The sequence below is a fragment of the Chryseobacterium oryzae genome, assembly GCF_022811665.1.
Taxonomy (GTDB): domain Bacteria; phylum Bacteroidota; class Bacteroidia; order Flavobacteriales; family Weeksellaceae; genus Chryseobacterium; species Chryseobacterium oryzae.
Map to the genome: position 1 here is coordinate 1,628,035 of NZ_CP094529.1, position 13,357 is coordinate 1,641,391.

The 13,357-nt window shown below is 33.3% G+C and carries 9 protein-coding genes; 5 read left to right on the forward strand and 4 right to left on the reverse strand.

The window, feature by feature from the left end:
* Window positions 1-29: 29 nt before the first annotated feature.
* The 4 genes from MTP08_RS07490 to MTP08_RS07505 all read right to left on the reverse strand — a co-directional run bounded on the left by MTP08_RS07490 (window position 30) and on the right by MTP08_RS07505 (window position 6,885).
* Window positions 30-1,220, reverse strand: coding sequence for a hypothetical protein (locus MTP08_RS07490; protein ID WP_243575431.1), 1,191 nt, complete (start codon window positions 1,218-1,220; stop codon window positions 30-32).
* Window positions 1,217-1,744: a DUF1697 domain-containing protein gene (locus MTP08_RS07495; protein ID WP_243575432.1), complete on the reverse strand. Its 528-nt coding sequence runs from the start codon at window positions 1,742-1,744 to the stop codon at window positions 1,217-1,219. The genes MTP08_RS07490 and MTP08_RS07495 overlap by 4 nt, the downstream gene beginning before the upstream one ends.
* A gap of 21 nt (window positions 1,745-1,765) precedes the next feature.
* Entirely contained in the window at window positions 1,766-3,253 is a 1,488-nt protein-coding gene (locus MTP08_RS07500; RefSeq protein WP_243575433.1) for an LTA synthase family protein, read from the reverse strand.
* Window positions 3,254-3,399: 146 nt separating this feature from the next.
* Window positions 3,400-6,885: a protein O-mannosyl-transferase family gene (locus MTP08_RS07505; protein ID WP_243575434.1), complete on the reverse strand. Its 3,486-nt coding sequence runs from the start codon at window positions 6,883-6,885 to the stop codon at window positions 3,400-3,402.
* A gap of 220 nt (window positions 6,886-7,105) precedes the next feature.
* Between MTP08_RS07505 and MTP08_RS07510 the strand changes: the two genes are divergently transcribed.
* The 5 genes from MTP08_RS07510 (at window position 7,106) to MTP08_RS07530 (ending at window position 13,267) form a co-directional block, all read left to right on the forward strand.
* Window positions 7,106-8,143 (forward strand): PLP-dependent cysteine synthase family protein, encoded by a 1,038-nt coding sequence (locus MTP08_RS07510; protein ID WP_243575435.1) that lies wholly within the window; start codon window positions 7,106-7,108, stop codon window positions 8,141-8,143.
* Between the two features lie 75 nt (window positions 8,144-8,218).
* Window positions 8,219-9,493, forward strand: a complete 1,275-nt coding sequence (locus MTP08_RS07515; protein ID WP_243575436.1) for an aminotransferase class I/II-fold pyridoxal phosphate-dependent enzyme — start codon at window positions 8,219-8,221, stop codon at window positions 9,491-9,493.
* 186 nt (window positions 9,494-9,679) lie between these two features.
* Complete coding sequence (locus tag MTP08_RS07520; RefSeq protein WP_209389945.1) at window positions 9,680-10,147, forward strand: glucosaminidase domain-containing protein; 468 nt, start codon at window positions 9,680-9,682, stop codon at window positions 10,145-10,147.
* 112 nt (window positions 10,148-10,259) lie between these two features.
* Complete coding sequence (locus MTP08_RS07525) at window positions 10,260-11,609, forward strand: SGNH/GDSL hydrolase family protein (RefSeq protein ID WP_243575437.1); 1,350 nt, start codon at window positions 10,260-10,262, stop codon at window positions 11,607-11,609.
* Window positions 11,606-13,267 (forward strand): MBOAT family O-acyltransferase, encoded by a 1,662-nt coding sequence (locus MTP08_RS07530; RefSeq protein ID WP_243575438.1) that lies wholly within the window; start codon window positions 11,606-11,608, stop codon window positions 13,265-13,267. Before MTP08_RS07525 ends, MTP08_RS07530 begins: the two co-directional genes overlap by 4 nt.
* The last annotated feature ends 90 nt before the right edge of the window (window positions 13,268-13,357 follow it).

Sequence of the window (13,357 nt, forward strand, 5' to 3'; positions counted from 1 at the left end):
AGTTGATCTTGTAATTTTAGAAATTTATATTAATTTATCTGTTGCCAATTACTTCCATCACTTTGTAATTGTGTTACACCCGCAGAAAGGACATTACTGTTAGAACTATTTCTATTAACAAAAGAAGTGATATTTACTGTTCCACTACTAAGTTTTTTTAATATATAAATCCTTCCTTTACAGGTGGAAGCAGTAGGTAATGTTACAGTAATTGATGATGAATTATTTATAAAAACAGTATGCTGAAACTCTGTAAACGTGGTGTCTGCATTAATTACATCTACTTTTTTGGTAACACTTCCATTAATTTGTAATGTTGAATTAGCTACATTACCCTGCATATTAATCCCAACTCTTACAAGATTATTAAGACCTAATCCCTGCATGCGCATCATCTCAACAAAAGTATCAGTAGATTTGTTATACTTACGGAAGATAATAGGTTCGTCTCCGTTATCCCCGATTGTAAATTGCAAACTACCATTATTGGAAGAGCCGGAAGAAGATACTTCAAACCAGTCATTTCCTGCAGAAGATCCTCTGAACCCAAAATTTCCATCGCTGGTTGTAAAAAATACCGGTTTATAAGACTGGCTGGTTGAAGATTCAAACTGTAAAGAAGAATTACCATTGGTGCCCCGAATATAAGATACAGAATTATCTTGTTGATTATAAGGATATAAACCTGTATTAGAGCTATCGTATAAATTTAAGGTATTACGTTTACCAAACTGTAACATGGTAGTATTATTAGACCTTACACTCATACTTATATCATTAATAGTCCCTAATAAATTAGTCGATGTAGTATTACTATTTCCTACAAAAAGCCAATTTGAAGAACTTAATTGATCTACCGGCAACCATTTGGTTCCGTCCCATCCCAATGCCTGATTCGTATTAGCCGAAAGTGATGCAATCCCAAGAGGATTTGCAACTTTCCCGTTTCCGACAAGATTAGAAGCTGTATTAAGACCAAAAAAACCTAATGGCATTTGTCTGATTATAGCTGAAGATGTAACATATTTTACGACCCCATCATTCTCAAATACCATAATTCTATCTTTAAGAGCAGTAGTTCCTGTAAGATTAATACCACGTACCCTAAGGCTTCCGTTAATATCTAAAGTCTCTGTTGGAGAAGTGGTTTTGACACCTACTTTCTGAGACCACGCAAACAAACTTGATATACTGAAGCAAATTAAACTTAATTTCTTCATCTTATTTTATATACAATTTTTTCAAAACTATTCAAATTCCTACTTGTAAACTTATCTTTAAGGCTTTTTTTGCCCAAAATCTTCCCAAATTGAGAGGCTAAAGTATTTCCTTTCGGTAATTGCCAATAAAAATATCCGTTAACAACTTCGGCACTCTCGTCCTGCATTTTTGGTAATTCCTGAAATTCTTTCATCAAAACAGTTTCAATATTTTCTATTCCAACAAAAACGTAGGTATGAAAATCTTTGTTTTCTTCGAATGGGTTTGAATTCAGAATTTTTTCAATTCCTTCTTTAGATTTAATGAACAGAAATGCCTCATAATTAAAATATTCTGACATCGATTTTTCTAAAATAACTTTTAAATCTTCAACCGTTTTATCAGAATTAAAAATGATATTTCCTGATGCCAAAACCGAAATTACATTATCCATTCCTGCATTTTCAAAAACAGAACAAACTTCTGCCATTTTCATAGAAGTCCCTTTTACATTTACACCACGAAGAAATGCGCAATATTTCATTATCTAATTGAATCTTAACGACTAATTAATTCTCACATACAAATTATAGTCTGTGCCCGAAGGTTTTAATCTGTAAATTTTCTCCAAAAGAGGGTTTTCACTTTTCAGATGGTCTTTTATTCTGAATTCTTTCAGTAATGTGTATTTCGATCTGTAAAACTCTCCATTTTTGCCTTCAAACAAATCTTTATTGGCAAGAAGATATTTTGGATGACGTTTTTCTATGGTATTTATCCAAATACTGGATTTATCTTTTTTTATTTCTTCCTGAATTTTTTTATCCACCAATCCTACTTCGTCTATCGTTTTTAAACCTGAAAAATAAGGAACATAACCTGCAGGCTCCAGTAAAATCCACTGATTTTTATCTTTTTCATACTGATTTAAAAATAATCCTATTGATCTTCTGTAATTCCATTCTCCGTTTCCGGTTGCGATAGAATGTACAGTTTGAAATGCCAACATCGGCACAATATAAAATATAACAAGGGAAGCAAGCCAAAAATTTCGTCTGGTTTTCTGAGTGATTACAAAAACAATAACAGGAACAAAAAGTAAAATCTGTGGAACCCAGTAATACCAATCGAAAAGGCTTTTCTGAGAGAGGAAAACAATCTGTTTTACCCATCCGAACAAAAAGATTATCCATAAAAAGTAATTTCTCTTTTCTTTTTGTTTTACAAGATAAATAAAGCAAACAAGCTCAAATATAATGATGAGAATAGTAATCGGATTAAAATCTGATGGTACTTTCAGCATACCCCAGAAATTCCCATAATTCAGAATAAAATATTCTATGTTTTGCTGTAAAGTGAATGCATTATCGTACGCCAATTTCTTGGCAACAATGGTATTGTTTACCCATTCACCAAAATAAAACCAGTTAAAGGAAACGCAAACGGCAACTCCCAAAATTCCTCCTAAAATATATTCCCATCTTAATTTTCGATTCCAAAAAAGATCCACTAAAAAGACGATCCCCAGAAATATAACGGTATCTACTCTGGTAAACAAAATGAGAATCGGAAAAAGAATAAATGCCCATTTCTGTTGTTTTTTGAAACCATAATACAGCAATGCCATTTCAAGAAAGAAAAGAATCCCATATTCCATTCCAAGAATTGAAATTTTAATCGCCGGCGGCAAAATTCCAAATAAAATGATGAATAACGCTTTATGCCAATTATTTTGAAATAAAAGATGAGAAAGTAGTAAACTTCCAACAGAAAATAATATGGTATTGAATGTTAGAATGGGAATTATAAAATTCGCTTTGCCAAAAATTAAATTAAAAATGTACGAAACAAAGACGTACAAATGAGTGGTAGATGCTGATATTTTGGTATCACCATTAAATCCTATAACGCCATAGTCCATCAAATTCTGAGCAACTCTCCAAGTGATAAAAGCATCTTCCTGTATGTGATGTGTAAGAAAGAATAAACATTTAACTATTACAGAGAAAACAACTGCATAGATAGGGATATATTTGTTCTGAGCTTGGGACATTCAATTTTTTTAGCCGACAAAGATAATTCTAATTTTTGAATTGAATAATACTAATAAATTGAATATGTTTCATTTAACATTTTTTTAAAATTAAAGAGATAATATCAACATAAAAAAAACGGAACCGAAGTTCCGTTTTTTGAATTTTACTGCGTTGCTCTCATGAGCGCGGTAGTAATCTGATTTTCTTTTTCTTTGGCATAAGTAGAATCATAAGGCTCCATCACATCAAATAAATACTGGTAATAAGGAGTTATTTTCTGTACATTTTCAGATTCTTGTACAGCCTTTTCTTTGCCCATATCTTTAAGACTTTTAATAAATACATTAAATTTCTGATCGATAGGTTCAATAGATTTCACCAAATAAGCATAAGCTTTGTCTTTTTGCCCCAACTTCTCATAAGCACCTGTAACAGAAGCAACTACTAATGAGTATTCCATAGGTTTAGACTTCATTGCTCTTCCCATGTATCTCTGTTCGCTCGGGCTTAATGATAGGTAATAATCGTATTCTGAAAAAATACCTTTTTTAAGAATTTCAGCGAGTTTAAGACCTTTTTGTTCCTGACCTGCCACAATATAACCATAAACCATAGAACTTAGAGATCGTGGATCGTTGTATTTTTCTGCCGGAATTTCTTTGGAAGCTAAATCTAATATTTCAATCGCTTTTGCTTTTTGCCCATATAATGCTAATGCTGCAGCAGCTCTGCTCGCGGAACTTCTGTAACTCATAATGTTGGAAGTTGCCGTTTCATCGAAATGAACATTAAGATTTTTGAAATTACCCCATTTGAAATTTTTCACAATACTGTAAAGAGAATTCGCATCTACTCTACCCATTTCTCCATCATCATTTTTAGGAGAAAAAATAGGAACCAATCTGTAACTGAAACCATCAAACTGAAGATAATCATCCAGATAGAATATATTTTCGCTGTCGTAAACTCCACCTGAAGAGAAGTTAATCGGTCTTTTCCAGTCGAAATTTGCTAAAAGATCAAACAGCATTAAATTATTTTTATATAAAGTTCCTGCTTTATAATTTACAACAATCTGGTCTACTGCTTTGCTTTCATCGGCAGCATTTATAATACCAGATTTTACTGCATTAGCTTTATTAACGGGGATTACAAATTTATTTACAGGAAGGAAATTATATTTCTCAAAACGGTCACTTCCGAAAATCATTTTCAGAACTTCATCTTTTTGAGGCGATTTCATCTTGATGAAATCTACAGCTTCTTTCACTGTCATAGAATCTTGCTCCAAATATTTTTGAAATGGCTTAATAGCATCTTCCGATGCACCAGATTGCTGAAGATTTGCAAGAATGCTCTTCCAATCGCTTTTTTTCATCAGATAAATCTGGTCATTTACACCATCTCTATAATCCTCATGAGTTAATTGACTAGGGATTCCTGATGCATTATATGTTTTTCTTTTTACCTGATCTATATTCCAAGGAGTAGAAAGAAGGGTGAAATTTACCACTTTTACATCATCACGAAATTGCTCCGTTTCCTGCATTGCCCAAACCGGATATGTATCGTTATCACCGTACACAAATAAAATATCATTTTTAGGCAGAGATTTTAACACAGAATAAGAATAATCATAAGCGGTATATCTATCGCTTCTGTCATGAGAGTTATAATTCTGGAAGCCCATCATTAAAGGAATTCCCAACAAAACCACTCCAAATCCTATATTGGCTGCATTAGATTTTACTTTAGTCTGTAAAAACCAAAGTATTGCCGCAGCTCCTAATCCTATCCAAATTGCAAAGGCATAAAAAGATCCTACCATTGCGTAATCTCTTTCTCTTGGTTCGAAAGGTTTTACACCTGTATAGAAGATAATTCCGACACTGGTAAGAATAAACAGCGATAAGATGGCATAAAATCTGCCAAAATCTCTGCTCAACTGGAAATAACATCCCAGTATTCCTAAAATTAAAGGTAAAAAGAAGAAAGCTACAGTACTTTCGTTTCTGTATTTTGCAGGCATATCTGCCTGACTTCCAAGTCTTGCATCATCCAGAAAAGAAATACCAGAAATCCAGTTTCCTCTTAAATCGTCTGTAGAACCTTCAAGATCATTCTGTCTTCCTGCAAAATTCCACAATAAATATCTTAAGAAATAATACCCGTTCTGAAAAGAAATGAAATATTCCATATTCTGCATCAGAGAAGGTTTTTGAACTTTAATTAAATTATAAGGTCTTACTTTAAGATAGTCTGAAGAAGTAATAGTTCCGTCATTATACTTTGCTTTCAGATCATTGAAAATCTCCTGAGCTTCAGGGCTGTCTGCAATATCTTCATTATCATAATTGAATGTAAAATCGGGAGCTCCATACATAGAAATGTAATTGTTCATCACATCTTTATCATCGTTAAACATTCTTGGCATAAGACTTACATGAGACTGATCGAAAACATAATTAAAACGCTCACTGGTCTTAATATATCTTCCTGTTTTCTCATCCTTCTCGTAGACATCATCAGTTTTAGTAGTCTTAAAGCTACCGTCTTCATTCTTCTGAATTCCGTTGGCATCTAAAAAAGCTGTGTAATTCTGACCGTAAAATGTTGGCCAATCTCCATATTGTACCCTGTTGTAATAATCTCTCATCCCAATTGCAGTATCAGGATCATTAAGGTTCATTGGTGGATTAGCATTGGCTCTTATTGGAATTACCATCCAGCAAGAAAATCCTATTATCATGTAAACAACAGATAAAGCTATGGTTTGGTATAAATTTCTTTTGGCTTTTCTGGCATATTTAATCATGAAATAGCAAAGAGCAACCATAATAATAAATCCGGCAATCGTTCCTGAGTGAAATGGTAATCCTAAACCATTCACAAAGAAAATCTCAAGCTTTCCGAAGAAAGTCATAATTACCGGGAAAATTATTTTAAAAACGATAATTAAAATACCGAGTGTTATCCCGTTCGCAATGATGAAATTTTTCCATGTAAACTCATAGTTTCGGGCATAGTAAACCAGACAAACTGCAGGTATTGCAAGCATACACATCATGTGAACCCCTACAGAAAGACCCAAAATAAAGAAAATAAGAATAATCCAACGTTCGTTATCTTTTTCAAGGTATTCATTTTCCCACTTCGTTATTAACCAAACTAAAAGAGCAATAAATAAAGATGCCATAGAATACACTTCTCCTTCTACGGCAGAAAACCAGAAAGTATCGGAGAAAGTAAAACACAATGACCCAATTACTCCTGCAAAAAGAATCGAAATTTCCTGATGTTTTGTAATTTCCTGAAAGTCTTTATTAAACATTCTTCTTACAAAATGCGTTATCGTCCAAAATAAAAACAAAATGGTAAGAGCACTGAATAAAGCCGACATTGCATTAATCACAATAGAATAATTCTCACCTTTTCCAAAAGCAAAAATGGCAGCCACAGCTCCCACAATCTGAAATAATGCAGCACCCGGAGCGTGCGTTACTTCCAGCTTTACTGCAGAAGAAATATATTCACCACAATCCCAGAAACTAAAGTTGGGCTCTATGGTTGATAAGTACGTGAAAAATGCAATTACGAAAATCACCCATCCGAGAATAGTGTTCCATTGCCTAAAAGTCCAGTTTTTCATAGTATAAAATCAATTATGCGAAAATAAGGTTTTTAGATTAGTTTATTAATATTTTAACAAAATTTAAAAAAAATGGCTCAATTTTTGAGTGTTTCGCATTGCTGAAAGTAGAAATACGCTCTAAATTTCGATACCAATAAACTTATCAATGAGTAATTGTTTAAAAGTATTTATTTTTTTGTATTTTTGCCGACAGATTTTTATTGAAAAATAACGAATAATGAGTAATGTTTACGATAATATTCTTGGCTTAATCGGAAGTACACCTTTGGTAAAATTAAATACCGTTACCAAAGATATACCTGCAACTGTTTATGCCAAGTTAGAATCATATAATCCTGGACATTCCACTAAAGATCGAATCGCACTTCATATCATTGAAAACGCTGAAAAAAAAGGCTTATTAAAAGAAGATTCTGTAGTGGTAGAAACCACTTCAGGAAATACAGGTTTTTCTATTGCCATGGTTTGTATCATTAAAGGATACAAATGCATTCTTGCGGTAAGTGATAAAACAAAACCAGAGAAAATAGCTTATCTTAAAGCTCTTGGTGCTAAAGTATATGTGTGTCCTGCGAATGTTCCTGCGGATGATCCTAGATCTTATTATGAAGTAGCTAAAAGAATTGCTGCAGAAACCCCAAATTCTATATATATCAATCAGTACTTTAATGAACTGAATATAGATGCACACTATCAAAGTACTGGTCCTGAATTATGGGAACAGACTGAAGGCAAAATTACGCATCTTTTTGCTTGTACAGGAACAGGAGGAACTCTTTCCGGTTCTGCAAAGTTTTTAAAAGAAAAAAATCCTGATATTAAAATCATTGGAGTAGATGCAGATGGTTCTATTCTGAAAAGCTTTCACGAAACAGGAGAAATTCACAAAGAAGATGTTCACCCTTATCAGATTGAAGGTATGGGTAAAAATTTAATTCCTTCTGCTCTTTTATTTGACAAAGTAGATCACTTTGTAAGAGTGAATGATGAGATGTCTGCATACAGAACAAGAGAAATTGCTTTAAAAGAAGCTATTATGGGTGGTTATACTACAGGGGCTGTTACTCAGGGACTTATTCAGTATGCCAATTCTTATCAGTTTTCTCCGGATGATGTGGTTGTGCTTATCTATCCCGATCACGGTTCCAGATACATTACCAAAGTTTATAGTGATAAATGGATGGAAGAACAAGGGTTTATTAATAACTGTTTCCACAATTACGAAGAAGTCTTTAAGACCGAAATTATTAAATAAAAAATTTAACCAAATAAAAAAGAAGCCTTTTTTGTAATTTACAAAAGGCTTTTTTACTTAAAAAACCACAACATAATGTTAGATATTTTTGAGAGAATAAAGCAAAACCCTGGTCCATTAGGGCAGTTTGCAGATTATGGTGAAGGATATTTTATTTTTCCTAAACTAGAAGGCCCTATTGGCCCAAGAATGCAGTTTCAGGGAAGAGAAGTTATTTTCTGGAGTGCGAATGACTATCTGGGAATGTGTAACCATCCGGAAGTATTAGAAGCAGATGCAAAAGCTGCTGCAGAATACGGAATGTTCTACCCTATGGGTGCAAGAGCAATGTCGGGAGAAACACACCAACACTTACAGTTAGAAAAAGAACTGGCAGAATTTGTTCAGAAAGACTCGGCATATTTATTAAATTTCGGTTACCAAGGTATGCTTTCTACTATTGATGCTTTGGTTGGCAGAAACGATGTAATTGTTTATGATGTTGATTCTCATGCATGTATTGTAGACGGAGTTAGACTTCATTCAGGGAAAAGATTTACTTACAGACACAATGATATCGAAAGTCTAGAAAAAAACCTTCAGAGAGCTACAAAAGTAGCAGAAGAAACAGGAGGCGGTATCTTGGTAATTACTGAAGGGGTTTTCGGGATGAGAGGACAACAAGGTAAATTAAAAGAAATTTGTGCTTTAAAATCTAAATATCAGTTCAGACTTTTGGTAGATGATGCACACGGATTTGGTACTTTAGGTAAAACAGGTGCAGGTGCAGGAGAAGAGCAAGGATGTCAGGATCAAATTGATGTTTATTTTTCTACATTTGCCAAATCAATGGCGGGTTTTGGAGCTTTCATTGCAGGAGATAAAGAAATCATCAGATATTTGAAATTCAACCTCAGATCTCAGATTTTTGCTAAATCTTTAACAATGCCAATGGTTATCGGAGGATTGAAAAGACTAGAATTACTAAGAACAAGACCTGAAATTAAAGCCAAACTTTGGGAAAATACCAACAAATTACAGAAAGGACTTTTAGAAAGAGGCTTTAATATTGGAGACACTAATACTTGTGTTACTCCGGTTATGATGCAGGGATCGCCTGTTGAAGCCACCCTTTTGGTAAAAGATTTAAGAGAAAACTTCGGAATTTTTACTTCTGTTGTAGTTTACCCGGTAATTCCTAAAGGAATGATTTTATTAAGATTGATTCCTACTGCTTCTCATACGGATGCAGAAATCAACGAAACGCTGGCCGCTTTTGAAGCTATTCATGATAAATTAACCAGTGGTTATTATAAAGATCAGGAACAAAAGCTTTTAGCAGAGCAAGGTTTAAGCTTTAAAGAAATATAAATACTATAAACGCTCCGAGAATTTCGGAGCGTTTTACTTATCAAAATAATTTACAAATACAAATTTTTAACAATTTTTAACTAAATATCATTTAATCCAGTGGTTTTTGCGTTATATTCTGTTAAAAATTAGGGTTTTAAGAAATGGAAGGATAAATTTGCACTCATTATTTCAAGATATACAATTATGAAACAACCCTTAAAGTACTTAAGAATTGTAGTTTTGAGTTTGGTGCTAATGCTAACATCTTTTACTGCTAAAGCACAAACCCATCCTTATTTAGAAAGTAATAAATCTATTGCTACAGAATTATCCGAAAAATACGGAATTCCTGTTTCTGTTATACTTTCTATTGCATTCGTTGAATCCGGAGCCGGAACGAGCAAAAATTCTACTAAATTTAACAATCATTTCGGGATTGTAGGAAAAAACAATCCACAGTCCAAATACAGAAGCTTTTCTTCAGTTAAAGAATGTTACGAAACTTTTTGTAAGCTAATTGTTAAAAAAAATTACTACACTTCATTGAAAGGCAGTGCAGATCTATCCAAATGGTTAAATGCCATTGCATCGGCAGGTTATTCTACCCAACCTAAAGAATGGATGAGAAGAATCAACATGATTATCTCCAAATACAGCCTCTCTAAATTCTAAAAAAATTGAAACAAATTATTAAAATATAGTTCCGAAATCGGAGCTATATTTTTTTTTTTGTATATGTAGGGATATATTTATTAAATTAGCTGACTTAATTTCCAGCTATTTTATGAGTTCAAACAGAAATTGGCGGGTAGTGATATTGCTTACCGTCTGCTTTGTTATATATCTTGTTTTTTCCGTAATCATGTACGTTTTTGATATTAACTATAAACCTCTGCAAAACATTAATCTCATTTCTGAAGTTATTAATCCTGAAAAAGCAAGAGATTCCCAGAAACCAGATGAAACTTATAAAAACATTGCTAAAGGCAAAGAAGTAACCAGAGATTTTGAACTGTATAAGAAACCAGGTTTTATTACAGATTTTTCCTCAGGAGACAGTGCGGTTGCTTTACAGCATTTTGCAGAAAAGCTTTATGAACTTCAAAAAACTAAAAAAGGCAAAATAAGAATTGCCTATTTTGGCGACAGTATGATTGAAGGAGATCTTCTTACCCGCAAACTCCGAAAATTATTTCAGGCAGAATTTGGAGGAGCGGGTGTAGGATTTTTGCCTTTTCAAAGTAAAGTTGCTCCTTACAGAGAATCTTCAGAAATTAAATCTACCGGATGGAATGTTGTAAATTTCATGGATAAAAATGTCCGAAACATGTATATTTCCGGCTTTAGCTTCAGCGGTTCCGGAAGCACTAACTTTGTTGATAAAACTTTAAAACCCGGAACAACCACCAACAAATTTGTAATATTCGGGAAAGGAGCCGAAACCAATTTAAGTTACAACAATACACTTTTGATGCTGAATGGCGGTAATAGCGTAAATATACAGCCAATGTCTAAAGACACTTTAAGAGCATTTACTGTAAAAACTCAAAACACCAATGTTCCGCAATACGGAATCAGTATAGAATCTGACAACGGAGTTATTATAGATAATTTTTCTTTCCGGGGAATTACCGGAGTGGAATTTAAAAAAATTGATGAAGATTTTTTAAAAGCTGTTCAGGAGAAAAACCATTACGATTTAATTGTAATGCAATATGGTGTAAATCTTCTTTTCCGACCGAATGATACCGACTATTCTTACTATGTAAAACTCATGACGCCTAATCTGGTAAAATTTAAAAAAGCCTTCTCGGATGCCAATATACTTTTAGTAAGTACCGCAGACAGAGCTTTTCGATACAACGGTGAGTTTCAATCGGCGAAAGGAGTTAAAAATCTGGTAGAAACCCAAGCTAAAATGGCTTATGATAACCAGCTTTCTTTTTTTAATCTTTTTCAGTCTATGGGTGGAGAAAATTCTATTGTTTCCTGGGCATCGCAAGATCCGCCTTTGGCTAATAAAGATTATGTACACCCCAATGGTAAAGGTACAGACATTCTTGCAGAGAAAATCTATCAGGCAATGATGAAAGACTATAAAAATTTTGTTTCAACTAAAAAAAATAAAAAGTGAATTCTTTAGAAACCTTATTATCATCTTTCGACTTAGATGCATTTTTGCATCAGTTTGTATATGATAGTAAAAACCCGCTTTTATTCAACAACGGGTTTTTTGTATATTTCTTCACCTTATTTATCCTGCTGTTTTATCTTTTAAGAAATCACTTTACAGCAAGAAGATATGTATTTACTTTTTTCTCTCTGTACTTTTTTTATAAAGCCAGCGGTTGGTTTGTTGGTCTTGTTATAGCATCTGCAATTGTAAACTTTTTTATATCGAATCTTATAGACAGAAATCCGCAAAAAATAAGAAAAACAATCCTTTTAACGATCAGTATAATATTCAACCTAGGATTGTTATTCTATTATAAATACACCAATTTTTTCATCACTTTATATAATGAATTTTCGGGGGCAAAAGTTCACCCGCTCAATATCCTTTTACCTATTGGAATTTCTTTTTTCACTTTCGAAAATTTAAGTTATACTATTGATGTTTACAGAGGAGATTTTAAACCTGCCAAAAAATTTACAGATTATTTACTCTTTCTGTCATTTTTCCCAAAACTGATGATGGGACCTATTGTGCGTGCACACGATTTTGTACCACAGATCAATCAGCCATACTATCTTTCAGAAAAAGATTTTGCAATGGGGTTCTATCTTATTATTTCGGGACTGATTAAAAAACTGATTATTTCAGATTACATCACCTTAAATCTGGTTAATTATATATTCGACAACCCTTCTCTGCATGTTGGACTCGAAAATTTAATAGCAGTTTACGGTTATGCAATGGTTATATACTGCGATTTCAGTGGATACAGTGATATTGCTATTGGTATTGCTTTGTGGTTAGGAGTAAAAATACCTGCAAACTTCAGATCTCCATATCAAAGCCGTAATATTACAGAATTCTGGAGAAGATGGCATATCTCTCTTTCATCATGGTTGAAGGATTATCTTTACATTCCATTGGGAGGAAACCGTAAATTTTCGATAGCTTCTTTTATATTTGTTTCGGCATTTTTGGCAGGAACTTATTTTACTTCAGTAAACTTATTTAAACTCACTCCGCTGTATGCGGGTTTATGTACAGCAATCGTTCTTTCGATATTCCTTATTCCGGCAATAATTACGCGAAATACCAAAGGTATTGCCGCCAATTTCAATCTTCTTACCACCATGTTGCTTGGAGGATTTTGGCATGGAGCAAGCTGGAATTTTATTATTTGGGGAGCCATCCACGGAATTGGTCTTGGACTTCATAAAATATGGATGCTGATTACCGGAAAAGCTTTTTCGGGGTTTAATAACAGTTGGATTTACAAAATCGTAATGGGAATTATTACATTCCATTTCGTATGCTTTGGCTGGATATTTTTCAGAGCAGAAGATTTTGATACTGCAATTTCCATGATTAAACAAATACTTTTCAATTTTGATGTAAATGCTTTCGAGCCGTTTTTCGAAAACTATAAAAAAGTAATGGCAATGATCGTTTTAGCGATGATTATTCATTTAATTCCGGATACGGCGGCAGAACGATTTATTTCAAAATGGAAAAAAATCCCTTTGCTGATATATATTATCATATTCTTTGGATTTTTGGTGACCTATGGTTACTTTAAATCTGCCGAACAGGTATTGCCTATTTATCTTCAGTTTTAAAAAGAAAAATATTGCTGAAAATGATTAAGAATTTTTGAATTCCAAAATCACTTTTAGCAATATTTTCATATTTACAAAAAGTAAAGATGT

Bases quoted from the DNA above. Each gene is read 5' to 3' on its own strand.
- MTP08_RS07490 (WP_243575431.1), bottom strand. From the start codon at position 1,220: ATGAAGAAATTAAGTTTAATTTGCTTCAGTATATCAAGTTTGTTTGCG.
- MTP08_RS07495 (WP_243575432.1), bottom strand. From the start codon at position 1,744: ATGAAATATTGCGCATTTCTTCGTGGTGTAAATGTAAAAGGGACTTCT.
- MTP08_RS07500 (WP_243575433.1), bottom strand. From the start codon at position 3,253: ATGTCCCAAGCTCAGAACAAATATATCCCTATCTATGCAGTTGTTTTC.
- MTP08_RS07505 (WP_243575434.1), bottom strand. From the start codon at position 6,885: ATGAAAAACTGGACTTTTAGGCAATGGAACACTATTCTCGGATGGGTG.
- MTP08_RS07510 (WP_243575435.1), top strand. From the start codon at position 7,106: ATGAGTAATGTTTACGATAATATTCTTGGCTTAATCGGAAGTACACCT.
- MTP08_RS07515 (WP_243575436.1), top strand. From the start codon at position 8,219: ATGTTAGATATTTTTGAGAGAATAAAGCAAAACCCTGGTCCATTAGGG.
- MTP08_RS07520 (WP_209389945.1), top strand. From the start codon at position 9,680: ATGAAACAACCCTTAAAGTACTTAAGAATTGTAGTTTTGAGTTTGGTG.
- MTP08_RS07525 (WP_243575437.1), top strand. From the start codon at position 10,260: ATGAGTTCAAACAGAAATTGGCGGGTAGTGATATTGCTTACCGTCTGC.